General features: G+C 71.0%; 21 protein-coding genes. 7 read left to right on the plus strand and 14 right to left on the minus strand.

Annotated features, from left to right (window positions below; translation table 11 throughout):
* Nucleotide 1: 1 nt before the first annotated feature.
* Complete coding sequence (gene cpaB / locus ACIOEW_RS10375; RefSeq protein WP_401963166.1) at nucleotides 2-712, minus strand: Flp pilus assembly protein CpaB; 711 nt, start codon at nucleotides 710-712, stop codon at nucleotides 2-4.
* A 168-nt stretch (nucleotides 713-880) separates the two neighbouring features.
* Complete coding sequence (locus ACIOEW_RS10380; protein ID WP_362556833.1) at nucleotides 881-1,741, minus strand: hypothetical protein; 861 nt, start codon at nucleotides 1,739-1,741, stop codon at nucleotides 881-883.
* Between the two features lie 760 nt (nucleotides 1,742-2,501).
* Here ACIOEW_RS10380 and ACIOEW_RS10385 point away from each other — a divergent pair.
* Both ACIOEW_RS10385 and ACIOEW_RS10390 read left to right on the plus strand, forming a co-directional pair.
* The gene (locus tag ACIOEW_RS10385; protein WP_401963168.1) at nucleotides 2,502-4,169 is read left to right on the plus strand and encodes a chitinase; all 1,668 of its coding nucleotides are present in this window, start codon (nucleotides 2,502-2,504) and stop codon (nucleotides 4,167-4,169) included.
* 212 nt (nucleotides 4,170-4,381) lie between these two features.
* A complete protein-coding gene (locus ACIOEW_RS10390; protein ID WP_401963170.1) occupies nucleotides 4,382-6,646 on the plus strand; it encodes a protein kinase in 2,265 nt (754 codons plus the stop codon).
* A 43-nt stretch (nucleotides 6,647-6,689) separates the two neighbouring features.
* Here ACIOEW_RS10390 and ACIOEW_RS10395 read toward each other — a convergent pair whose 3' ends face one another.
* The 4 genes from ACIOEW_RS10395 to ACIOEW_RS10410 all read right to left on the minus strand — a co-directional run bounded on the left by ACIOEW_RS10395 (nucleotide 6,690) and on the right by ACIOEW_RS10410 (nucleotide 10,558).
* Complete coding sequence (locus ACIOEW_RS10395; RefSeq protein ID WP_362556827.1) at nucleotides 6,690-8,165, minus strand: gluconate:H+ symporter; 1,476 nt, start codon at nucleotides 8,163-8,165, stop codon at nucleotides 6,690-6,692.
* A gap of 126 nt (nucleotides 8,166-8,291) precedes the next feature.
* Nucleotides 8,292-8,711 (minus strand): RidA family protein, encoded by a 420-nt coding sequence (locus ACIOEW_RS10400; protein WP_401963172.1) that lies wholly within the window; start codon nucleotides 8,709-8,711, stop codon nucleotides 8,292-8,294.
* Nucleotides 8,712-8,717: 6 nt separating this feature from the next.
* A complete protein-coding gene (locus tag ACIOEW_RS10405; RefSeq protein ID WP_362556823.1) occupies nucleotides 8,718-9,476 on the minus strand; it encodes an IclR family transcriptional regulator in 759 nt (252 codons plus the stop codon).
* Nucleotides 9,473-10,558 carry a sugar kinase gene (locus ACIOEW_RS10410; RefSeq protein ID WP_401963174.1) on the minus strand — a complete coding sequence of 362 codons (1,086 nt, stop codon included), beginning with the start codon at nucleotides 10,556-10,558 and terminating at the stop codon, nucleotides 9,473-9,475. The genes ACIOEW_RS10405 and ACIOEW_RS10410 overlap by 4 nt, the downstream gene beginning before the upstream one ends.
* 169 nt (nucleotides 10,559-10,727) lie before the next feature.
* Between ACIOEW_RS10410 and ACIOEW_RS10415 the strand changes: the two genes are divergently transcribed.
* The 3 genes from ACIOEW_RS10415 to ACIOEW_RS10425 all read left to right on the plus strand — a co-directional run bounded on the left by ACIOEW_RS10415 (nucleotide 10,728) and on the right by ACIOEW_RS10425 (nucleotide 14,725).
* The gene (locus ACIOEW_RS10415) at nucleotides 10,728-12,035 is read left to right on the plus strand and encodes an alanine racemase (protein ID WP_362556819.1); all 1,308 of its coding nucleotides are present in this window, start codon (nucleotides 10,728-10,730) and stop codon (nucleotides 12,033-12,035) included.
* A gap of 157 nt (nucleotides 12,036-12,192) precedes the next feature.
* Nucleotides 12,193-13,827, plus strand: a complete 1,635-nt coding sequence (locus ACIOEW_RS10420) for an amidohydrolase family protein (RefSeq protein WP_401963831.1) — start codon at nucleotides 12,193-12,195, stop codon at nucleotides 13,825-13,827.
* Between the two features lie 34 nt (nucleotides 13,828-13,861).
* A complete protein-coding gene (locus ACIOEW_RS10425) occupies nucleotides 13,862-14,725 on the plus strand; it encodes a DUF1206 domain-containing protein (protein ID WP_401963177.1) in 864 nt (287 codons plus the stop codon).
* Between the two features lie 61 nt (nucleotides 14,726-14,786).
* On the opposite strand, the gene ACIOEW_RS10430 is transcribed toward ACIOEW_RS10425, so the two are convergent.
* From ACIOEW_RS10430 to ACIOEW_RS10460, 7 genes are all read right to left on the minus strand, one after another.
* Nucleotides 14,787-15,710 (minus strand): serine protease, encoded by a 924-nt coding sequence (locus ACIOEW_RS10430; protein ID WP_362546579.1) that lies wholly within the window; start codon nucleotides 15,708-15,710, stop codon nucleotides 14,787-14,789.
* Nucleotides 15,711-15,825: 115 nt separating this feature from the next.
* Nucleotides 15,826-16,485 carry a response regulator gene (locus tag ACIOEW_RS10435; protein ID WP_401963179.1) on the minus strand — a complete coding sequence of 220 codons (660 nt, stop codon included), beginning with the start codon at nucleotides 16,483-16,485 and terminating at the stop codon, nucleotides 15,826-15,828.
* Nucleotides 16,482-17,636 (minus strand): sensor histidine kinase, encoded by a 1,155-nt coding sequence (locus ACIOEW_RS10440; RefSeq protein WP_401963181.1) that lies wholly within the window; start codon nucleotides 17,634-17,636, stop codon nucleotides 16,482-16,484. The genes ACIOEW_RS10435 and ACIOEW_RS10440 overlap by 4 nt, the downstream gene beginning before the upstream one ends.
* Nucleotides 17,633-18,469 (minus strand): lysostaphin resistance A-like protein, encoded by an 837-nt coding sequence (locus tag ACIOEW_RS10445; RefSeq protein ID WP_401963183.1) that lies wholly within the window; start codon nucleotides 18,467-18,469, stop codon nucleotides 17,633-17,635. The genes ACIOEW_RS10440 and ACIOEW_RS10445 overlap by 4 nt, the downstream gene beginning before the upstream one ends.
* Before the next feature lie 234 nt (nucleotides 18,470-18,703).
* Nucleotides 18,704-19,573 carry a GyrI-like domain-containing protein gene (locus ACIOEW_RS10450; RefSeq protein WP_401963185.1) on the minus strand — a complete coding sequence of 290 codons (870 nt, stop codon included), beginning with the start codon at nucleotides 19,571-19,573 and terminating at the stop codon, nucleotides 18,704-18,706.
* Between the two features lie 104 nt (nucleotides 19,574-19,677).
* Nucleotides 19,678-20,532 carry a DUF3626 domain-containing protein gene (locus ACIOEW_RS10455; RefSeq protein WP_401963833.1) on the minus strand — a complete coding sequence of 285 codons (855 nt, stop codon included), beginning with the start codon at nucleotides 20,530-20,532 and terminating at the stop codon, nucleotides 19,678-19,680.
* The gene (locus tag ACIOEW_RS10460; protein ID WP_401963187.1) at nucleotides 20,532-21,209 is read right to left on the minus strand and encodes a methyltransferase domain-containing protein; all 678 of its coding nucleotides are present in this window, start codon (nucleotides 21,207-21,209) and stop codon (nucleotides 20,532-20,534) included. The genes ACIOEW_RS10455 and ACIOEW_RS10460 overlap by 1 nt, the downstream gene beginning before the upstream one ends.
* Before the next feature lie 83 nt (nucleotides 21,210-21,292).
* Here ACIOEW_RS10460 and ACIOEW_RS10465 point away from each other — a divergent pair, with 83 nt between their 5' ends.
* Nucleotides 21,293-21,505, plus strand: a complete 213-nt coding sequence (locus ACIOEW_RS10465; RefSeq protein WP_401963189.1) for a DUF4287 domain-containing protein — start codon at nucleotides 21,293-21,295, stop codon at nucleotides 21,503-21,505.
* 75 nt (nucleotides 21,506-21,580) lie between these two features.
* On the opposite strand, the gene ACIOEW_RS10470 is transcribed toward ACIOEW_RS10465, so the two are convergent.
* Entirely contained in the window at nucleotides 21,581-21,937 is a 357-nt protein-coding gene (locus tag ACIOEW_RS10470; protein ID WP_401963191.1) for a hypothetical protein, read from the minus strand.
* Between the two features lie 279 nt (nucleotides 21,938-22,216).
* On the opposite strand from ACIOEW_RS10470, the gene ACIOEW_RS10475 reads away from it, so the two are divergent.
* Nucleotides 22,217-23,050 (plus strand): arylamine N-acetyltransferase, encoded by an 834-nt coding sequence (locus tag ACIOEW_RS10475; protein ID WP_401963193.1) that lies wholly within the window; start codon nucleotides 22,217-22,219, stop codon nucleotides 23,048-23,050.
* The last annotated feature ends 104 nt before the right edge of the window (nucleotides 23,051-23,154 follow it).

Genomic DNA, 23,154 nt, shown 5'->3' on the forward strand with positions numbered 1-23,154 from the left:
CTCACTTGTTCTTGTCTTCGTCGAGGTTGTAACTGCCCTCGCCGGGACGGAGCGTGGTCGGGCTGTCGTCGGGCAACAGGGCCAGCCGTACGTGCTCCGCGAAGGACTCGGCGTAGGCGACGCGCTGCGCGTCGGTGGTGTCCAGGGCGAAGGTGATCGGCACGGCCTCGGTGGGGCCGCCTCGGTCGTCACCCTTGGGTTCGAGCGAGGTCAGCTGTCCGACGTCGATCACCTTGGCGTTGGGGACGATCACGCGTGAGGTGGGCTTGTCCTTGTCGGTCTGGCCCGCGAAGGTCGCGTAGATGTTGACGAGGTTGCCCGGCCGGATCTTGCCGGCGACGCCGGTCGCGGCGTCGATCATGATGGCTATCTCCTGCTGACCGTTCTCCAGCTTGGGGCGCTTGACGAGCATGTCGTCCTGGAGCAGGGAGCCCTTGCGGAGGTTGGTGACGGCGATCTTCCCGCTCAGTACCGAGAGGTCGGTGACCGCGTTCTTCGACAGCCAGCGCTTCGGCATCGAGACCTTTTCGAACTGCCCGGGTTCCAGGGGCCGGTAGGGGGCTATGTCCGACTTCACCTGGTAGGCAGTCACCTCCGGACCGACCTTCGAGTTCACATCACTGATCACCGAGAGCACACCGGCGAACGCACCGAAGGCGCAGAGGACCGAGAGGAGAAGAAGGATGACGCCGCGGCGTTGCCGTGAGTTCATGAGCGGAGCAACCTCGTTGGGAGACGTGGGCCGATGAGCGGACAGGGGAGCGGAGCGGGGTCGAGCCGTCGCGGGTCTCTCTGTGGCGTTGCCCATGGGGACGGGCGGGCGCCGTGCGCTGTTCTCCGGGCTGTGGGTGCAGCAGGGGAGCACCGCCGTCGCGGTGGCTCACGACCCTTGGTGCATCGGTGTTCCTTGGCTCAGGACACCGGAACCCCGCGTTTGGTTCTCCGGTGGTTTCAGTGGGGCCGAGCACAGACCGCAGCGGTCGCCGATGAGTTCATTTCCGCACCAGGTACAGACCTCCCTGCGGACCGAGGAAACGAGCTGATAGATCAGAGAGATATCGGGCAGATAGGCGGCGAATTCGACCATCTTCGAAGTGCCCCACCAGGAAGGCGAATCCGAGGGCAGCGGGGCTTCGTGCACCTCCTGCACCTGCCAGGCCGGGGCGATGGTGGTCGTCACCCAGTCGGATTGCAACTGCCCCTTGGCGACCAGCAGATGTGTGGCGAATTCGGGTCCGGCGAGGTCCCCCGAGCCGATCTTGATCAGCTGAGGGGTCGGGTTGGCCAGCACGCCGAACTGCGAGCCCGGAACCCAGGACTTGGCATGGGTCTTCAGGCTGACCGGCACCCGGTCGAGCTTGGTGACCGAGTTCAGGAGCGCACCGGAGTGGATGTAGTGGGAGAGCAGCCTCGCCGCGGAGGCGACCACCCCGGCGCTGAAGTCACAGATGGACAACTGCCGCAACTGGCGCACCAGTACGGCGATCCCCAGGGGGGGCAGATCCACCTTGATCAGCGCAATACGGTCACTTTCCATCACCGCGCGAATCGCGTGCAGCCGCCGCTCATGGGTGGGCTTGATGCTGGTGGGATAGACCGCGATGACGTAGCCGTGCTGCTCCAGCAGGACGTGCATGTCACTCACCGCCTGCTCGAGCGACTGGTCCTCGGGTGCGCGCAGAACCACCGCCGTGGGCGTCTGCTGATCGGCCGGGGACAGCACCAGATCAGCGCTTGTCACTGCTATTGCTGTCGGCACGCTGTTCCCCGTTCGGCTCCGGCCGCCGCGTACCGCCGGCCGCAATCGCTCACGTCAGGTTGCTCCTCACTCAGGCGCTCCCGCATCAGCACTTTATCCACGTAATGCGAGGTAGAGAACACCTTCCAGGACCCAGTACGGACGGGCCCACGGACCCCCACGGGGCGTTCGCGTGACAAATCAGCCCAAGTGACTAGTTGTTAAAGTCCGTACCATTTAATCGAATACCCATTCCCCGCCCGTGTTATTCATGATCCTCACCAGTCTTTATGCACGTCAGAGGCGTGGGAGCGCATTCATGCGGCAGCCCCCTGTGTTCCTGGTGGGCCCAATGTGAACTCTGGGCCCGGATTGGGGCCCCCGGGCCCAGCGCGATCGGCGCGATTGACGCGATCGGCGGGGCCGGCGGCGTCGCCATCCGGGCCCCCCGAGGGCGCGTCCCCAACTCCCCCTCAGGAGCTAACGAACCGGGGCCGCCACCCCGCCCGCCACCCCTCCGGTGAGGGCGCATTGCGACGGTTCGCTGCCAGAGGTCTTGACAACTTGATTGGTCTGGACCAGTTTTATCGCCCAGCGGTGGCCACCGTTCCTCGATTCCACACCCCGGCACCCCCGTGTCCGGCCCCCGGCATCCCCGTGCCGTTCCCCGCCATCCCCGACTCCCCCACGGAGGCAGCAAGTGGAACGTTCCCCCGCAACCAGCCACAGACGACGGCACAACCGCCCGCTCCTCGGTTCCGCCATGGCCGTTCTCGCAGCGGGCGCGCTGACCCTCACCGGTCTCGTCAGCAGCGCAGAAGCCGCCGATGTCAACGTCGCCAAGAACGCAGGATTCGAGTCCGGCCTCGCCAACTGGACCTGTTCCGGCGGCAGCGGCGCCACCGTCTCCTCCCCCGTGCACGGCGGCACCTCGGCGCTCAAGGCCACCCCGGCCGGCCAGGACAACGCCAAGTGCACCCAGACCGTGGCCGTGAAGCCCAACTCGACCTACGCGCTCAGCTCATGGGTCCAGGGCGGCTACGCCTACCTGGGCGCCAGCGGCACCGGGACCACCGACGTGTCGACCTGGACCCCCGGCTCCAGCAGCTGGACCCAGCTCTCGACGAGCTTCACGACCGGGCCCAGCACCACGTCCGTCACCGTCTACACGCACGGCTGGTACGGGCAGGCCGCCTACCTCGTCGACGACGTCTCGGTCAGCGGCCCCGACGGCGGCGGTGGCACCGACCCCGCCCCGACGATCCCCGCGGCCCCCGCCGGTCTCGCGGTCGGCACGGCCACGTCCTCCTCCCTCGCCCTGTCCTGGAACTCGGTGTCCGGCGCGACCGGTTACACCGTCTACAAGGACGGCGCGAAGACCACCACCTCCACCGGAACCTCGGCGACGATCACGGGACTGGCCGCCGACACGGCTTACCAGTTCGCGGTGACCGCCACCAACGCGGCCGGTGAGTCGGTCAAGTCCGCCACCGTCAGCGGCCGGACGGCCACCTCCGGCACCGGCAACCCGAACCCGGGCACGTCCGTGCCCAAGCACGCGGTCACCGGCTACTGGCAGAACTTCAACAACGGTGCGACCGTGCAGAAGCTCAGCGACGTGCCCGCGAACTACGACATCATCGCGGTCTCCTTCGCCGACGCCACGACCACGCCCGGTGCCGTGACCTTCAACCTGGACTCGGCGGGCCTGAACGGCTACACCGTCGACCAGTTCAAGGCCGACATCAAGGCGAAGCAGGCGGCCGGCAAGAACGTCATCATCTCGGTCGGCGGTGAGAAGGGCTCCGTCTCGGTCAACAGCGACGCCTCCGCAACCAACTTCGCCAACTCGCTCTACTCGCTCATCCAGGAGTACGGCTTCAACGGCGTCGACATCGACCTGGAGAACGGCCTCAACTCCACGTACATGACGAAGGCGCTGCGCTCCCTGTCGCAGAAGGCGGGTTCCGGCCTCGTCATCACGATGGCTCCGCAGACCATCGACATGCAGTCCACATCGGGTGAGTACTTCAAGACGGCGCTCGGCATCAAGGACATCCTGACCGTCGTCAACATGCAGTACTACAACAGCGGTTCGATGCTCGGCTGTGACGGCAAGGTCTACTCGCAGGGCTCGGTGGACTTCCTCACCGCGCTGGCGTGCATCCAGCTGGAGGGTGGCCTCGATCCGTCGCAGGTCGGTCTCGGTGTCCCCGCCTCCACCAGTGGCGCGGGCAGCGGCTACGTCGCTCCCTCGGTCGTGAACGCGGCCCTGGACTGCCTCGCCAAGGGCACCGGCTGCGGCACCTTCAAGCCGTCGAAGACCTACCCGGGTCTGCGCGGCGCGATGACCTGGTCGACCAACTGGGACGCCAAGTCGGGCAACGCCTGGTCGAACGCGGTCGGCCCGCACGTCCACGCCCTCCCGTAACACCGCCCGGCCCGGGTTGTATCGAGCCCGGCCGGCATCACTGACCAGCAGCGCCGCCGCTCCCCCGGTGGCGCTGCTGCATGTTCGGGGTCCGACGGGCGTACCCGGCCTGTACCGGACCCGCAACAGAGTGCCCGGGAGTTGCCGCGCCCCATGGCTGTTCGGGCAGCCTCGTGGCACCGTTGCCAGGAGGGTGCGACAGGGGGAGTGACATGGCCGGGGCGCGGGTTCAGCCGCTGGGTGGGGACGATCCGGCGACGCTCGGACCGTACCGGCTGATCGGACGCCTCGCGTCCGGGGGCATGGGGCGGATCTACCTGGCCCGCAGCGGCGAGCGAGGCGGGCGGGCCCTGGTCGCCGTGAAGACGCTGCTGGCCGAGGGGGCCGTCAGCGACATCGACCGTCGGCGCTTCGCGCGCGAGGTGTCGGTCGCGCAGCGGGTCGCCAGCGCGTACACGGCGCGCGTCCGGGACGCCGACCCCGACGCGGAGCGGCCGTGGATGGCCATCGACTACATCGCCGCTCCGCCGCTCTCCGAACTCGTCCGCAACTGCGGGGTGCTGCCGGCTTCGGCCGTACGGTGGATCGCCGCCGGGACCGCGGAGGCCCTGGTCACCCTGCACGGGGTGGGCATCGTCCACCGCGACGTGAAGCCGCAGAACGTGCTGCTGCCGCTGGACGGCCCCCGGGTCATCGACTTCGGCATCTCGCACGCCAGTGACCTCACGCTGACGGGGCTCACCCTCGGCACGATCGCCTTCACCTCGCCCGAACAGGCGCGCGGCGAGGAGTCGACCGCCGCGTCCGACGTCTACTCCCTGGGCGCGACGCTCTTCCTGCTCGCCACCGGACGGCCGCCCTACCGCGCGGACGGGGACACCCTTCGGCTGCTGGCCCGCGTCCAGCGCGGCGAACTCGACCTCGGCGGACTGCCGAAGGAGCTCGTGGCGACGATCCGGCCGTGCCTGTCCGTCGACCCGGACCGGCGTCCCGAACCGGCGGAGCTGCTGGCCCGCTTCCGCGAGGCCCAGGCCGGTCTGCCGGAGTCCCACAGCGGCACCCGGTGGCTGCCGCCGCGGTGGACGGCGCTGATCGGCGCGTACGCGACCCAGGGCCTGGAACTCGCGAACGACCGCCGCACGAGCCGGCAGAGCCGGTCGAGGGAGGCGAGCCCGGCGGCCCCGACCGTCGTCCAGCGCACTCGCGTGGTGCCGCCCCCGCCCCCCCCGACGCTCGTGTACCCGCCGGAGCGGGAGGCCCGCGCGGCCCGCGACCGTGCCCGCCGCGAACGGGCGCGGCCGGACCTGGCGGCCCTCTCGGAACTGGCGGAGCGGCAGCGGGCGGAACAGGCCGAGCAGGAACGCGCCGACCGGGAGCGCGTCGAGGCCGCCCGCATGGAGGCCGAGCGACTGGCCGCCCAGCGCCTGGAGGCCGAACGCGCCCGGCGCGAACGGGAGCGCGCGGCGCAGGAACAGCAACGCGCAGAGCGGGAGCGGGCGCAGAGGCGGGCGGAGCGGGAGCGCGCGGCAAGGGAGGCGGCCGAGCGTGCGTCGCGGGAACAGGCCGAGCGGGAGGCCCTGCGGCGGGCCGAGCGCGAGGCGTCCCGTCGGGCTGCCCGGGCACGGACGTCCTCCCCCGGCACAGCCCCGCCCGCCCCGGGCACCACGCGCCCGACGCCCCCGCGCACCGGTTCCTCGGGCAACTCCTCGGGCCTGGGCTGGCTGATCGCCGTGGCCGCCGTGGTCGCCCTGCTGGTCTGGCAGCCCTGGGAGACGACGGGTAACGAAGGGGGCGGTGGCGGCAGTTCGTCCGCCGGCAGCAGTTCCGGCGCCGTGTCGTCCGGCAGCGACCTCGGCACACATACGGACGACTCCGGCACGGACACGGACACCGACACCGACAGCAGCACCGACGGCTCCAACGGCTCCGGCAGCGACACCGTGAACGACCCGACACCCACACCCACACCCACGCCGACCCCGGATGCCACCGACCGGGCGTTCGCCGCGGTGCGGGCCGGTGACTGTCTCAACGTGTACAACGACGGGCACGACGACATGAGCGCCGACCGCCCGATCCGGGTGAGCTGCGGCGCTTCGAACGCGTACATGCACGTCAACCGCGTCAGTACCCTTTCCGGCGGCTCCGGTTCCTGCGATACCGGGGCGGGCTTCACCTGGTGGAGCAAATCCGGTGACGACGGGGTCGACAGGACGCTCTGCCTCGACCGGGTGTACCAGGTGGGCCAGTGTTTCCCCGCGGACGTCACAGGGGCCACCAGTGCTGATCTGACGGTGGTCTGGGGCTGCAACGCGTCGACCGTCCCCCGGGCGGGCCAGTCCATCCTGCGGATCACCGGGTTCTACCGGGCTCCGAAGGGGGGCCAGAACTGGACGTGCCCGTCCGGGGGCGGCGAGCGGTTCTGGTACTGGCCGGTGAACCGGGGCCGCAGCATCATCTGCGCGTCGGCGGCCTGAGACGGGCCGGGCCGCACCGTCCGGCCCGGCCCTCGGGCCCGCCCTAGATCACCAGGCTGAGCAGCGCCGCCACCACGAACCCCGCGACCGACAGGACCGTCTCCAGGACCGTCCAGGACTTCAGGGTGTCGCGCTCGGAGATGCCGAAGTACTTCGACACCATCCAGAATCCACCGTCGTTGACGTGCGAGGCGATGATCGAGCCGGCCGAGATCGCCATGATGATCAGCGCCAGGTGCGGCTGCGAGAAGTCCTGGTCCTCGACGAGCGGGACCACGATGCCGGCGGTGGTGACGATGGCGACCGTCGCCGAACCCTGGGCGATGCGCAGCACCGCCGAGATGAGCCAGGCGAGCAGGATGACGGGCAGACCGACGTCGTTGAACGTGTCGGCGAGCGCGTCCGCGATGCCGCTGCTCTTGAGGACGGCGCCGAAGATGCCGCCCGCGCCGACGACGAGCAGGATGTTGCCGACCGGCTTGAGGGACGAGGTCGACACCGATTCGAGGGACTTGCGGGACCAGCCGCGACGGATGCCGAGCAGGTAGTAGGCGAGCAGCAGCGCGATCGTCAGGGCGACGAACGGGTTGCCGAAGAACTCGATGACGGAGCGGAGCGTCGAGGGGTCGAGCGCGATGGAGGAGAACGTCGCGGCGAGGATCAGCACCAGCGGCGTGCCGATGATCGCGAGTACGGTGCCGAGTGCGACGGGTGCCTCGTGCGGGGTGACCCCGGCGGCCCGCTGCTCGGCTACGACCGCGGCCTTCGCCTCCTCGGCGGCCTCGACCATGTCCTGCGGGACCTCGACGAAGATGCGCTTGCCGATCCAGGCGGCGTAGCCCCAGGCGGCCAGGACGGAAGGGATGCCGACGACGGCGCCCATCAGGATGACCCAGCCGAGCGAGACGTGGAAGAGGCCCGCGGCGGCGACCGGGCCGGGGTGCGGCGGCAGGAACGCGTGCGTCATGGACAGGCCCGCGAGGAGCGGCATCGCATAGAGCAGGATCGACTTGCCGGAGCGCTTGGCTGCCGCGTACACGATCGGCGCGAGGACGAAGATGCCGACGTCGAAGAAGACCGGGATACCGAAGATCAGACCGGTCAGCCCCATGGCGAGCGGGGCGCGCTTCTCACCGAAGAGGTTCAGCAGCCGGGTGCTCAACACCTCGGCGCCGCCGGAGACTTCGAGGATCGCACCGAGCATCGTACCGAGGCCGATGATGATCGCGACATGGCCGAGGATGCCGCCCATGCCGGACTCGATCACGGAGACGGCGGCGGACTTCTGCACCGTACCGAAGAGCTCGGTGACGGAGAGGCCCGCGCCCAGGCCGACGGCTATGGAGACGGCGAGCAGCGCGACGAACGGCTGGAGCCTGACCTTGATGATCAGGAAGAGAAGGAGCGCGATCCCGAGGACGGCGACGGTCAGCAGACCGGCCGTCCCGTCTATGAGGAGGAGGAGTCCACCGGTGTGGGGTGGCGTCTCGACCGGTGGGGGGCCGGCGGCGAGCAGCATGGGTAACTCCGTTGTCGTACATGGGGCTTGGGCAGGGGGGAGCGCGGCACGGCGCCCCGGTGGGGCGGGGCGCCGTGCCGTGGAGCGCGGTGGTGCGGTGGAGCGGGTGCGGCAAGGGGATCAGGCTCAGCCGAGGACCGCGAGGGCGTCGATCTCGATGAGAAGGCCCTTGGGCAGGCCGACGTAGACCGTCGTGCGGGCGGAGGGAGCCTCCTTGAGGTTCTGCTCGCCGAAGTACGTGTTGTAGATCTCGTTCATCTCGGCGAAGTGGTCCACGTCCGTGAGGTAGACGCGCATCATCATCACGTCGTCCCAGCTCGCGCCGCCCTCCTCCAGGATCGCCTTGACGTTGGCGAAGGTCTGGAGGGTCTGCTCGCGGAGGGTCGGACCGGCCGGGGTCGGGGCCTGGCCGTCGACGGCGGGCAGGAAGCCGACCTGGCCGGCGACCTGAAGGATGTTCCCCTTCCGCACCCCGTGCGAGAACTTCGCGGGCGGGGTGGTGTGGGTGCTCGGGGTGAGGGCGGTCTTCTCGGTCTTGTCGGTCATCGCTGATCAGGCTTTCTTGGGTCGGTTGGTGCCGGAGTACTCCCGGCTGATGGTGTCGGCGGTGCGACGGACCAGGGGGAGCAGGGTGAGGAGTTCCTCGGCCGTGACGACCACGTTCGGTGCGGAGACCGACATCGCGGCGACGACGCGCCCGTCGGTGCCGCGAATGGGGGCGCCGACGCAGTTGATGGACTCCTCGTGGCCGCCGAGGTCGGTGGCCCATCCCTGTTCGCGCACGGTGGCGAGCTCCTTGAGGAAGGCGCCGGGGCCGGGGGTCGAACGGGACGTGTACATGGGGTAGTCGAGCTTCTCCGCGATGGCGCGCCGCTCGGCTTCGGAGAGGTCGGCGAGCAGCAGTTTGGCCACGGCGGCGACGGTGATCGCGACGGGTTTGCCGATGCGGGAGTACATCCGGACCGGGTAACGGCTCTCGACCTTGTCGATGTAGAGGACCTCGTTCTCCTCGTACACCGCGAGGTGAACGGTGTGTCCGCAGTTCGCGTTGAGCTCGACGAGGTGCGCGTGGGCGATCTCCCGCACGTCGAGGTTCTCGACGGCCTCCTGCGCGAGGGCGAAGAGCCGCGCGCCGAGGCGGTAGCGCTGGTCCTGCTGGCGGTAGACGAGCCCGTGCTCGTGGAGCGTACGGAGCAGGCGCAGGGCCGTGGACTTGTGGACGCCGAGCCGCTCGGCGACCTGTCCGAGGTCGGCGGGTCCCTGTGCGAGCAACGGCAGGATGCTCAGTGCCCGGTCGACGGTCTGACTCATTGCGTACGTACCTCCGTGTCGTCCCCCGTCCACCCGGGGCCGAGACGCAGTCTCCCCCAGGCGGCGTCGTCGAGGGCCGCGAGGCGGTCGGCGCGGTCGCGGGCGGGCGGGTCGGTGAGGTCGCCGGGGACGGTGAGGACGGCGGCGGCCATCAGGTGCCCGTGCCGGGCCCGGTCGCGGACGGGCAGTCCGCGCAGGGTGGCGGAGAGGAATCCGGCGGCGAAGGCGTCGCCCGCGCCCACAGGGGCGACGACGTCGACGCGGAGGGCGGGGACGTCGGTGACGGTGTCGACACGGAGGGCGGGGACGTCGGTGACGGTGTCGGTCGGGTCCGGCCCTCCGGAGAACACCGTTGCCCCGTCCGCGCCCCGCTTCACCACCAGCACCGCCGGTTCCGGCAGCGCCTCGCGGATCGCGTCGGCACCCTTCACCCCCCACGCCTCCTCCGCCTCGTCCTCGCCGACGAAGACGAGGTCAGCGCGGCGGGCCAGGTCCAGCAGGACGCCGGGGGACGCGTCGGCGCCGCGCCACAGCCCGGGCCGGTGGTTGACGTCGAACGAGATGAGCGGGCGCCCGGGGCGCGGGGCTGTCAGCTCGTGCAGCAGCTCCAGGCAGTCGGCGGAGAGCGCCGCGGTGATGCCGGACAGATGCAGGACCCGGCCGGCGAACAGTGCCTCGTACGGAACGTTCGAGGGCGACATCGCGGACGCGGCGGACCCGGCCCGGTAGTACGCCACCTCGTGGACATCGGTGCCGCGGTCCGTCGCCGTACGGAAGTAGATGCCCGTGGGCCTGGCCGGATCGCGCCGTACGGCGGAGGTGTCGACGCCGTACGCGGCGATCGCGTCGACGAGGTGGTCGCCGAAGCCGTCCGCCCCGACCCGGCTCACCCAGGCCGCGCGGTGCCCGGCCGCGGCGAGGGCGCAGGCCACGTTGGACTCGGCGCCGCCGATGCCGCGGCCGAAGGACGGTACGTCGGCAAGGCGCCCGGGCTGCGAGGGCAGGAACGTCACCATGGACTCACCGAGGCACACGACATCGGTGGTCGCGTCGGCGTCGGTCCTGGCCGGGGTTCCGGACACTCGGGCTCCTCGGGATCGGGCGGGCGGGCGGGCGGCACCGGGTCTCACCATTGACCGGGCGTCGGCTCGGATGTTAGACAGCCCTGAGCGATATACGCAATGGGTGTTGCGTATGTTGCAACGACGACACGGTCACCTACCGCATGACTTCGATCGAGGAGGCACCCCCATGGCCGACGAACGCCCTGTCGCCGGACCTGCCGGCCTGGCCGGATTGGCCGAGGAGCGGGTCGACCACCGGTTCAAGGCCCTCCCGCCCGACGCGGCCGGCCTGACCGTCGGCGACCTGGCCGCCGAGCGGCGCAACCTCTTCACCGGCGGGTTCACCACCCCGGTGCTCGCCCTGTCCGCCGAGTCCGTCGAGCACAACCTCGCCCTGCTGGAGACGTACGCACAGCGCCACGGTCTCGCCTTCGCACCGCACGGCAAGACGTCGATGTCCCCGCAGCTGTTCGCCCGCCAGCTGGAGCACGGCGCATGGGGAATCACCGCGGCGGTGCCGCACCAGGCGCGGGTCTACCGGGCGTTCGGGATCCAGCGGATCTTCCTCGCCAACGAACTCGTCGACGCCGTGGCGCTGACCTGGCTCGCGGGCGAGCTGGCCGCCGACCCGGACTTCCGCTTCATCTGTTACGTCGACTCGGTACGCGGCGTCGAGCTGATGGACGAGGCCCTGAGCGCGGCTGGCGCCTCCCGCCCGGTGGATGTCGTCGTGGAGCTCGGCGCGGGCGAGGGCGCCCGCACGGGTGCCCGCACCGAGGCCGACTGCGCCGCGGTCGCCGACGCGGTGGCCGCCGCCGGGACGCTGCGCCTGGCGGGCGTGGCCGGTTACGAGGGCGAGGTGCCGGACGCGACGGGCGAGCGGGTACGGGACTGGCTGCGCCGGCTCGTCGCACTGGCCGCGGACTTCGACGCGGCGGGGCGGTTCGCCGCGTCGGCCACCGGTGAGCCGATCGTGATCAGTGCGGGCGGCAGCGCATGGTTCGACGCGGTCGCGGACGTGTTCGCGGAGATCCCCGAACTCTCCTCCCCCGTGCTCAAGTTGCTCCGCTCGGGGGCGTACGTCTCGCACGACGACGGGCACTACCGCCACCTCACCCCCTTCAACCGGGTCCCCGAAGAGGGTGCGCTGCAGCCCGCCTTCCGGCTCTGGGCGCAGGTCGTGTCGCGTCCCTCGGCCGAGCAGGCGTTCCTGAACGCGGGCAAGCGGGACGCCGCCTACGACCTCGACCTGCCTCAGGCGCAGGTCGTGCGGTCCGGGCGCGACGGTTCGGTGCGGGCGGCGACGGGGATCGAGATCACCGGCCTGTCGGACCAGCACGCGTGGGTGCGGACGGCCGACGGGGCCGGGCTCGAGGTCGGGGACTGGGTGGGGATGGGCCTGTCGCACCCCTGCACGAGCTTCGACAAGTGGCAGCTGATCCCGCTGGTCGAGGCGGACGGCACGGTCACGGACTACATCCGCACGTTCTTCTGATCCAGGCCGATGAGACGGGGCCGGGGCCCGGTCCCCGGCCCTCCCGAACCCGGCTGATGTGACGGGAGCCGTGGCCCGATCCCCCGCCCTGCCGAACGCGGCCGATGTGACGGGGGCCGGGCCCGATCCCCGGCCCCTGCCCTCCGAAAGGCCCCCCATGGACCTGGTCATCCGCGACGCCCGCGTCATCGACGGCACCGCCACCCCTTCCTACCGCGCCGACGTGGCCCTCTCCGGCGGCCGCATCGCGGAGATCCACCGCGAGGACTCCCCCGGCCCCCGCCCCAGCGGCGCCCGGACCCTGGACGCCGACGGCCTCGCGCTCTCCCCCGGCTTCGTCGACATGCACGCCCACAGCGACCTCGCCCTGCTGCGCGACCCCGACCACAGCGCGAAGGCGGCGCAGGGCGTCACCCTCGAAGTGCTGGGCCAGGACGGGCTGTCGTACGCCCCCGTCGACGATCGCACGCTCGCCGAGGTCCGCCGCTCCATCACCGGGTGGAACGGCGACGGGAGCGACATCGACTTCGACTGGCGCACCGTCGGTGAGTACCTCGACCGGCTCGACCGCAACTTCGGCGGCCAGGGCATCGCGGTGAACGCCGCCTACCTGATCCCGCAGGGCACCGTCCGGATGTACGCGGTCGGCTGGGACGACCGGCCGGCCACCGATGCCGAACTGACCCGGATGAGGCAACTCGTCGCGCAGTCCATGACCGAGGGCGCCGTCGGCATGTCCTCCGGACTCACCTACACCCCGGGCATGTACGCGGACGACGCCGAACTCACCGCCCTGTGCCGGGTGGTGGCCGAGCACAGCGGCTACTACTGCCCGCACCACCGCTCGTACGGCGCCGGTGCGCTGGAGGCGTACGAGGAGATGGTGCGGCTCACCCGCACCGCGGGCTGCGCCCTCCATCTCGCCCACGCCACCATGAACTTCGGCGTGAACGAGGGCCGCGCCCCGGAACTGCTCGGCCTCCTGGACCGTGCGCTCGACACGGGCGCCGACATCTCCCTCGACACTTACCCGTACACCCCGGGCTGCACCACGCTGGTCGCCATGCTGCCCAGCTGGGCCGGCGAGGGCGGCCCCGAGTCGGTTCTGACGCGCCTGGCCGACGAGGCGTCGGCGGCGAGGATCCGCCACGACCTGGAGGTCGTCGGATCGGACGGCTGCCACGGTGTGCCGATCGAGTGGGACACCATCGAGATCTCGGGCGTCGGCGCGCCGGCCCTCGCCTCGTATGTCGGCCGTACGGTCGCGGAGTCGGCGCACCTGCGCGGCGAGGAGCCCTGGGTGACCGCCCGGCGGCTGCTGCTGGAGGACCGGCTCGGGACGACGATCCTCCAGCACGTGGGCCACGAGGAGAACGTCCGGCAGATCATGCGCCACCGCGTCCACACCGGCGGCAGCGACGGAATCCTCCAGGGCGACAAGCCGCACCCCCGGGCGTACGGCACGTTCCCGCACTATCTCGGCCGGTACGCACGGGAGTTGGGCATCCTCTCCCTGGAGGAGTGCGTCGCCCACCTCACCTCCCGGCCCGCGGCCCGCCTGCGGCTGCCCGACCGCGGATACGTGCGCGAGGGCTACCGTGCCGACCTGGTGCTCTTCGATCCGTCGACGGTGGCCGCGGGCTCGACGTTCGCCGAGCCCCGCACCCTGCCGGCCGGCATCCCGCACGTGCTGATCGACGGCCGGTTCGTCATCGAGGACGGCAGGCGGACGCAGGTCCTGGCGGGCCGGTCGGTGCGGTCCGCCGGGGCGGCTGCCGCCGGGGCACGGTAGTTTCCCGCCGCCCGGCCGGGGCAACCGGCTGGACATGAATATCTCTGCGACAGCCCGGAGAAGTCACGGAAAGGCGAGACGGGCGGGCAACAGTTCAGCCGTCGAGGCGGGCGGCCGGGCGGGGTTCGTGGCCCGCGGAGCGATCTATGTCCTGGTCGGCGTACTCGCGCTGCGCATCGCGTTCGGCAGCGGTGGAGGAAACGGCGGAGGCGGGGGCGGAAAGCAGGCGGACCGGGGTGGGGCGCTCGCGGAGATCGCGCAGAAGCCCTTCGGTTCCGTCCTGCTGTGGGTCCTGGGGGTCGCTCTGGTGGGCATGACCCTGTGGCGGCTGTCCGAGGCGGCGTTCGGGGCTGCCGGCCCGGACGGGCGCAAGGCGACCAAGCGCCTGGCATCGGCCGGGCGTGCGGTCTTCTACGCCTTCGTCTCGTACTCGGTCCTGATGTTCGCCGCGGGCGACCGCGGCAGCGGCAGCGGCTCCGGCGACGCGCAGTCGAAGGACGTCACGGCGCAGGTGCTCGGCATGCCGGGCGGGCGATGGTTGGTGGGGGCGGCCGGCGCGGTCATCGCCGGCGCGGGCCTGTGGATCGCGGGCCGTGCCGCGCTGCGGAAGTTCCACAAGCATCTCCGCCTCGGCGAGATGTCGCCCGCCGTGCGACGCGCGGTGGACGTCACCGGAGTCCTCGGCGGCATCTCGCGCGGACTCGTCTTCGCGGTGGCGGGCGGATTCGCCGTCGCCGCCGCGGTGAAGGCCCGCTCGGGCGAGGCCAAGGGGATGGACGACACCCTGCGGTCGTTCAGCACCACACCGGCCGGTCCGTGGCTGCTGGCGCTGATCGCCATCGGACTGGCGGCCTTCGGCCTCTTCTCCTGCGCCAACGCCCGGTGGCGCAGGATCTGACCGGGCGCCGGCCGGGAGCGGGGCGGGACCGCTCATGTGCGGTCCCGCCCCGCTCCGCCCGTCACGGCTTGGGCAGTGCGCAGCCCTCACGGTCGAGGTCGAAGACGTTGCCGGTTCCGATGCACGGCACGATGCCGTAGGTCTCCTGGGCGTAGTTGATGCCCTCGCGGACCGTCACCTGCCCGTTCTCGTCGACCTCGCACGGGTTGTTGTCCGTGCACTCCTGCCCGTCCTCGTTGCCGGTGTTGTTGACGGCGACGACCTTGCCGGTGGCGTTGTCGATCACCGGCGAGCCGGACGTACCGCCGATGGTCTGGCAGGCGGAGGTGTAGCGGACCGAGTCCTTCCAGGTCCACTCCCCCTCCTTGAGGCGGTAGACGAACCCGTCGACGTTGCAGCTGTACGTGCGCTTCCAGTAGCCGGACACGACGGTGATCGCGGTGCCCTGCACCGGGTGCGCGGTGTTGAGCTCCAGCGCCTTGATGCCGTAGGTGCTTTCGATCTGGGCGTACGTGGAGGTGAGTTGGTACACCGATATGTCGGTGTCCGTCATCGTCCCGTACGCGATCTTGCTGGCCCGGACGGTGCCGACACCGCTGCCCGAGGCGTTCAGCAGCGTGAAGCTGCGGGTGGACGGCTGGTTGAACACGACCTCGCCCGGGCCGGGGAATCCGGACTCCATGCAGTGCCCGTTGGAGAGCACGAGCGCGGGGTCGCCAGGCTGGGAGCCGGGCGCACGGACGACCGAGCCCGAACAGTTGCTGAGCGCCACGGTCCCGGCGAAGCCGATGGCCTTGGGCCTGACCTTCGCCTGAACGGCCGCGTGGCCGGATGACGCCGCGTCGGCCGCGGCGCGGCCCGCCGATACTGCCGCCTTGACCGTGCTGGGTGCTGCCGCGTCATGGCTTGTGGCCGCTGCCGCGGGCACGGTGCCGGCTCCGAGGAGCAGCACCGCGAAGAGCGCACCGACGAGAGGCTTTTTCATGTGGGGGTCCCCTCAAGTGACCTGCGCAGAGCGTGGGAAGCCTCTGCGACCGAAGTTCTTCCGGTTTTGACATGCGCATGGTGGCGCATTGGAGGGAGCCCCACAAGGGGCGAATTCAGGTCACCAGGCCCTGCCGGTAGGCGTAGACGACTGCCTGGACGCGGTCACGGAGTCCGAGTTTGGCGAGGATGCGTGACACGAAGGTCTTGACGGTCTCCTGGCTGATCAGGAGGGTGACGGCGATCTCGCTGTTGGAGAAGCCGTCCGCGATGAGTCGCAGGACCTCCAGTTCACGCGGGGTCAGCGGGATGTCCTGCGGGGTGTCGCCGGTCGGCCTGATCCGGGCGGCGTACCGGCCCACGAGGCGGCGTGTCACCTCCGGGTCCAGCAGGGCGGCGCCCGTCTGCACGGTCCGGATTCCGTGCAGCAGGTGGGCCGGCGGTGCGTCCTTGAGCAGAAAGCCGCTCGCCCCGGCGCGCAGCGCCTCGTAGACGTACTCGTCCAGGTTGAACGTGGTCACCACGAGTACCTTGGCGGGATGCGGCACCCCGGCACCGGCCAGCAGCCGGGTGGCCTCGATGCCGTCGAGCACCGGCATCCGGATGTCCATCACCACGACGTCCGGGCACAGCCGGCCCGCCATTTCGACCGCGGTCCGCCCGTCCCCGCACTCGCCCGCCACCTCGAGGTCGGGCTGGGCGTCGATGATCGTGGCCAGCCCGGTGCGGACCAGAATCTGGTCGTCACAGACCAGGACCCGGATCGGCGCGCTCATGAGGGGCTCCCCGCGGGTATGCGGGCCCGTACGACGAAGCCGCCGCCCTTCCGGGGGCCGGCGCTGAACTCGCCGCCCAGGAGGTCGACCCGCTCGCGCAGACCGGCCAGGCCTCGTCCACTGCCGCCCGGGACCCTGGCCCGCGAGCCTGAACCGTCGGTGCCGACCTCCACGGAGATCTCCCTTTCGCTGTGCCGGACCTGGACCGAAGTACGGCTTCCCTGGGCGTGTTTGAGGGCGTTCGTCAGCGCTTCCTGCACGACCCGGTAGGCGACGAGGTCGGCGCTGCCGGTCGACTCCGCCGGGGTGCCCTCCTCGGTGAACTCCACGGCCTGCCCGGCTCTGCGGGTCTGCTCCACCAGGCTGAGAAGCCGTCCGACGGTCGGCTTTCTGGCCTCGGCGCCGTGATCGGGGTTGAGGAGGTCGAGCAGATGCCGCAGGTCGGTGATGGCCCGCCGCCCGGTGTCGGTGACGGTGGTCAGGGTCTGGTCGAGGCGTTCGGGCGCGGCGGTCAGATATCGTGCCGCCTCGGCCTGCACCACCATCGCCGTGACGTGGTGGGTCACGACATCGTGCAACTCCCGGGCGATGCGGGTGCGTTCGGCGGCCCGGGTGTCCTCGGCGACGCGGCTGCGGCGTTCGGCCTCCGCCACCCGGGTGGAGCGCAGCCAGGCCCCGGCGCCCCAGGCGAAGGCCAGCATCAGGTAGAACGTCACGAACTCGATGGGCGGTTCGCCGGTCCCGAACCTGAGGAGCACGAGCGTCAGTGGCACGTACGCCGCGGAGAGCGCGAGCACGACGGCCCGCCGGTGCCGTTCCAGATGGGATCCCGCGCTCAGCAGCGCGATGAGCAGCGCGGCGCCGGCGACCAGGTGGTATCCGCGAAGTTGGTCCAGGACGAAGCCGAGCGACACCAGGGCGACACAGACGACCGGCCACCGCCGGCGCACGGTGAGCGGGAGGCATTCGAGGGCGACGACCACGACGGCCGGCGCGTCGAAGGAGTGGGCGGGCATCCCGCCGAGCTGCGTCCCGCGACTGTGGAGCACCGGCACGAGCGACGCCGCGAGGAGAAACAGCCCGAGCGGAAGATCGCGCAGGGCGACGTCGAGCCGGCGCCATCGCTCGGGAAAGCTCGCAGGAGTGGTCACCGGGGAACTGTAGTGGTGGCCTCGACGCGGGCGGCACGCCTGCGGCGGGGAACCACATGGCCGCGCCGGTGGGCCAGCCACATGAACACGGCGGTCAGCACCACGCCGAACGCCACCGAGTAGACACTGCCTTCGGGGCCGAACACGCCGCCGGTGATCAGCTGCGGGCCCGAGGTCGCGGCGTCCAGTATTCCCTGCTGGGTGTCGTTGCCCGAGACCTCGGTGCTGAAGATGCCGGACGCGGCGAAGTTCCACCCGAAGTGCACACCGATGGGCAGCCACAGTTTGCGGGTGGCCGCGTACGCGGCGGCGAGCATGCCACCGGCCTCGATCGCGATGGCGATGGCACCCCACAGGTCGGCGTCCGGGTTGAGCAGGTGCACCAGACCGAACAGCACGCCCGTCACCGTCAGCGCGATCCAGGTGCCGGCACGCTCCTCGATGAGCCGGAACAGCACACCACGGAACAGCAGTTCCTCCGTCACGGCGGCGGCTGCCATGAAGCCGAGCAGCCCCACCGCACCAGAGACCGATCCCAGCCCGTCGACCTCGTAGTCACCGAGGAAGGCGATGTTCGCGATGACGGCCCCGAAAAGCGCGACGCCGATCAGCACTCCACGGCCGAGACCCGCCCCGGCACCCTCCCGGGAGAGCTCGGTGACCGGTCGGTGCTCGGTCCGTCCCACCACCCACCGGTAGACCGGCACGGCGAGCACGGCCGTCAGAAGACCGAGAATCAGCGTGAGCCACGGATTGCCCTCCACCGCGGCAACGCACTGACCACCGATTATCGCTACCGCGGCGACGGCGGCAATCTGCCAGACCACTCTCATGGGAACTCCTCAGCGTGACCCGCGGACGGTCGCCGCGGCTTCGCTTCGACGCTACGGATCCGGCGGACAGGAGTCGTCACCGCACGGTGGACACCTGCGTGTAGCTCGCACGGGGGACGACCCGCGGTCCGAGGCGCGTGCAACGCTGCCCGAACCGCGGGCCGTTCGACCGAGACGCGTGCAACGCGCCTGGAACCGAGCGCCGTTGGCCTGCGGCTGCCGGCACCGGACCCCTCAGGCCGCCGCGACCCGCTCCACCGGGATCCACAGTTCCGCGTCGGCCTGCGTCCCGTCGGGCGAGAGGCGGGTGCGCAGGATCTCCGGTCCCGGCCGGCTCCGGTACGGATTGGACGGGAACCACTCGGTGAACACGTCCCGCCACAGGTACTGGAGTGCCTGCGGGAAGGCGCCCGAGCCGTCGAAGACGGCCCAGGTGCCCGCCGCCACGGGGAGCGCGTCCATGTCCTCGGGGACGGTCGCCGAGCTCACCACCCCGTGGTAGTAGTCCAGTTCGGTGCCCTCGGCCCGGCTGTCGGCGAGGTCGTCGCTCACCTGGACGATCCCCTCCGGCTCCTGGTCGGACAGGCTGTTGATGCGCTCCACGGTCTCCTTGCCGATGCTCCGGATGAACGTGGCGATGGCGGGGTTCGCCCCCTCGTGTACCAGCGGAACGCGTGCCTTCCTGCCCACCACACGGAACTCTTCCTTCTCCACGATTCGGTATCGCATGCTGCTGGTCCCTTCCACGACGAGGCGGAAGGACATCCGGGGCTGGGACCGCAGAGCGGCCCCCGTGCGTCTGGCCTCGCCAGGACCGACGCCGTGCATGGCCCGGAACGCGCGGGCGAACGCCTCACCCGAGGCGTAGCCGTACCGCACCGCGACATCCAGCAGCGTCCGCTCACCGGCCAGCACCTCGGCACCCGCGACCGTGAGCCGCCTGCGCCGGATGTACTCCGACAGCGGGATCCCGGCGAGTGCGGAGAACATCCGCCGCAGGTGGTACTCCGAGGTCAACGCGATCCTGGCCAGCTCGGCGACCTCGATGCGGTCGTCGAGACGGAGCTCGATGTGGTCCATGGCCTCGTTCAGCCGCTCCAGCACCCGGGCCTCCTTCCCTTTCGTCCACCACGCTAGGAAAGGACCACCCTGCCCCACCCGACATCCTGTGCCCGGCCCGGTCGGGTACGTCAGGTACGTCGGGTACGTCAGCGGGGCGGGACCGCTGGGGCGCCGAAGCGTGCCAGGCAGTGCCAGACCCTCTTCAGGGACTGGAGGTCGTGGCGGCCGGTGCGGGCGGCGTCACCGATGATCTGCGGGTCGAGGACGCCGTCCTCGGCGATCTGCGCGCCGAGGACGACGAACTCCTCGCCCCGGTAGTCGCCGTGCCGCCGGAGCTCCTCGACGGTCAGCCGGAATCCGTGGTGCCATTCGGTACGGAACGGCAGGGCGCGGGCCGCCGCTTCCACCGGGGTGCCGCGGTAGCACGGGTCGAGAACGAGGGCCTCGATGTGCCGGTCAAGCAGTACCGGGCCGTGGATCTGGGCTTCGATGTAGTCGTCCAGCGCGTCCCGGTCGTCGGACTCGGCCAGCTCGATCAGGTGCATCCCGGCCGCGACGCCGAAGTCGGCGGGCTCGGCGGCGCTGTCCGAATAGCAGAAGGTCGCGCGAGGCAGCGCCCCGGCGGTGAGCCTGAGGTGCGCCGATCCGAATCTGGGCGCCGCCCCGACGGCGGAGCGGCGGAAGTTCAACGCCCCGTACACCGGGCGCTGTTCGCCCGGCTCCCCGTCGTAGGCACCGCCGAAGATCCGGCTCTCCCAGCGCCACCGGTCCCCGCCCGGATGGGCCGTGAGGCCGCCGTTGCTGGTGCCCGTCACGAACTGCGAGCGGTAGACGCCGTCCCGTGCCAGCGCGTCCAGCGCGGGCCGGCCCGCGCTCTCGCGGTCGGGGTGGAAGTTCAGCGTCAGCCGCAGCGAGGCGTCGAGCGGCCGCCCCGAGGACAGGGCGGCGGCATGGCTCAGCGCCCGCCTCCGGGGAGAGGGAGTCAGACCCGCCTGCGTCATCACGCCCCCGCCTCCCGGCTGTCCGCCCCCGACCTTGCCGCCTTGAGTACGTCGTAGCCGACGAAGTCGAACATGCGCTGCCCAGAGGTCAGTTCACCCGGCTCGCCCGTGAAACGGTGGGCGCCTACACCGAAGCCCGCGTCCGGATCGGACAGCCACAGCCGCTCGAAGCCTCGCTCCTCGAACCAGTCGCAGACCAGCGGCACCCGGTCGGGAACGTGGCGATTGCGCGTCCAGACGACCGTGCCGCCCGTCCGGCACAACCGGGTGCAGGTGTCGACGGTGCGCTCGATGTCGGCGTCGACGATATTGCCGAACACGCCGCAGACCAGGACGAGATCGGCCGGCGCCAGGTCGAGGTAGTGGTCGGTGAGCGAGGCGTCGTCCGTCACCACATCCACCTGCGACAGGCCCGCCCGGTGGGCCGACTCCCGCGCGTATGCCGTGTTTCCGGCGTCCAGTTCGACCAGCCGGGCCCGGACGTCGTCGCGCCGGGGATGGTCCGCCAGCACCTCGACGAGGTCGCGGCCCTGGCCCGCGCACACACTGACCACCCGCAGCGGGCCGGGCGGCGCAGTGTCCAGGGCGTTTTGGATCCGGTCCTGGACGGCGCGCAGCCGCCGTGTCAGCCATGAATCGGGGGAATCGTATGCGTCGTGCCATGCCTGCCAGTCCATGGCCGGACCCTACGACGGGGACTGCCGGCTGGTCAGACGAGTTACAGGGGGCGGTTGTCACACCTGGCTGCCAGACTTTCGTCATGAGCGATGCAGTGAAGGGCCCCGCGAGTTACTTCCCGTCGATCGAGCAGAAGTACGGCCGTCCGGTCGCGGAGTGGAAGGAGCTCATCCGCGCCTCGCCGCTGACGAAGCACATGGAGATCGTGGGCTGGCTCAAGTCCGAGCACGCGATGGGGCACGGTCACGCCAACGCCCTGGTCGCCCACACCCTCGCCGGGGACAAGACCGAGTAGCGGGCCGTACGGGAGCCGGGCCGGCGACTCCGCGAGGCAGCCCGGCACCCGTAGCGCTAGCCGGCACCCGTAGCGCTAGCCGGCGTCCGCCGCCGTGCCGGCCGCCGCCGTGCCGGCCGCCGCCGCGTCCCGCGACAACTGCACTGCCTGTAGCAGACTCAGCCCCGGCTCGGCGGTGCGCAGCGCCTTGACCGCTGTCACGGAGTCGAGCGGGCCGTCGTGCCCGGCCGCCCTGATCCGGCGCCCCGCCCAGCGGCCGCGCAGCTCCGCGTCCGGTACACCGGCCTCGGCGAGGGCCAGTGCGAGGGCGCGCTCCAGACCGGGGCGCTCCTCGTCGCTCGCGTGCTCCAGCGCCTGCCGCAGCACGGCGGTGATGCTCTCCGCGTCGCGGATCACGATCACGGCCATGTCCTTCTTCCCGTTTCCGATCATGCAGGCAGCGTCCCCCGCCGTACCCCGGTCCTCACCCGGATTGAGGTACTTCAGAGGTTCACACTCTCTCGCGCCCTCTGCGGCGCCCGCCGGTCGGCCGTGATGACGACGTGGTGCGCGCCAGGGAGTGGATCTGCGAGCGGCGTCATGCGGCTTCGGATCCGAGGCGGAGATGGGAAGCGACGCGAAGCGTCGTTGACCGACGACAACGCCGGAGGCGGAGTCGCAGGGCGTCGGGAGCCCGCTCGCCATCGCGCACCGGGTCGTTACTGTCGGGTCATGACTCGCGAAGCCGCTCACGCCCTCGACCTCGATGCCTATCTCGCCCGCATCGGCTGGAGCGGGGAGCGCCGGCCCACCGTGGCCGTGCTGCGTTCCGTGCACCGTGCGCATGCGCTGGGCATCCCGTTCGAGAACCTGGACCCCGTCCTCGGCACCGTGCCCTCGCTCGCCCTCGCCGATCTGGAGGCGAAGCTCGTACGGAGTGAGCGGGGCGGCTACTGCTACGAGCACAACACGCTCCTGGCCGCCGCACTGCGGGCGCTGGGGTTCGAGGTCACGCTGCTGTGCGCCCGGGTCGTGCTGGGTGCCGGCTCCGGGGACGTCCGGCCGCGGACGCACATGCTGATGCGCGTCAGGGTGCCTGGCGATCCGACGCCGTATCTCGCCGACGTCGGCTTCGGCGCCGCGGGCTCGCTGCTGGAGCCGATCCCGCTGGTCGCGGGCGCCGAGCTGTACGACACCCCGCGCCGCCACCGGCTCGTCCACACGCCGCACGACGGGCCGCTGGAGTTGTGGGAGCTCCAGGCCCGGGCGGGCGACGAGGCGTGGCAGGGTCAGTACGCGTTCACGGTGGAGCCGTTCGAGGCACCCGACTTCGAGGTCATCAACTGGCACATCGCGACCAATCCGCGTTCACCGTTCGAGCATCTGCTGTACGTGCAGCGCACCACCCCTGACGCCCATCTGTCGCTCGCCGGGCGCACCCTCGTGGTGACGGCCCACGACGGCAAGCGGGAGGAGCGTGAGCTGTCGGACGCCGCGGAGACGGTCCGCGTCCTCGCGGACACCTTCGCGATCCGCCTGCCGGAGGGGGCCCGGCTGCCCGAGTGACCGGGGCGGAGCGGGGCGGGCCGCGCCACGCCGTGGCGCATCTCACCCGCCCCGGTCCGTCACGCCCCCGTTCCACCCCATTCCAAGCCCCGGCCCGGCCCGCG

This window comes from Streptomyces sp. NPDC087901, assembly GCF_044742205.1.
GTDB lineage: Bacteria > Actinomycetota > Actinomycetes > Streptomycetales > Streptomycetaceae > Streptomyces.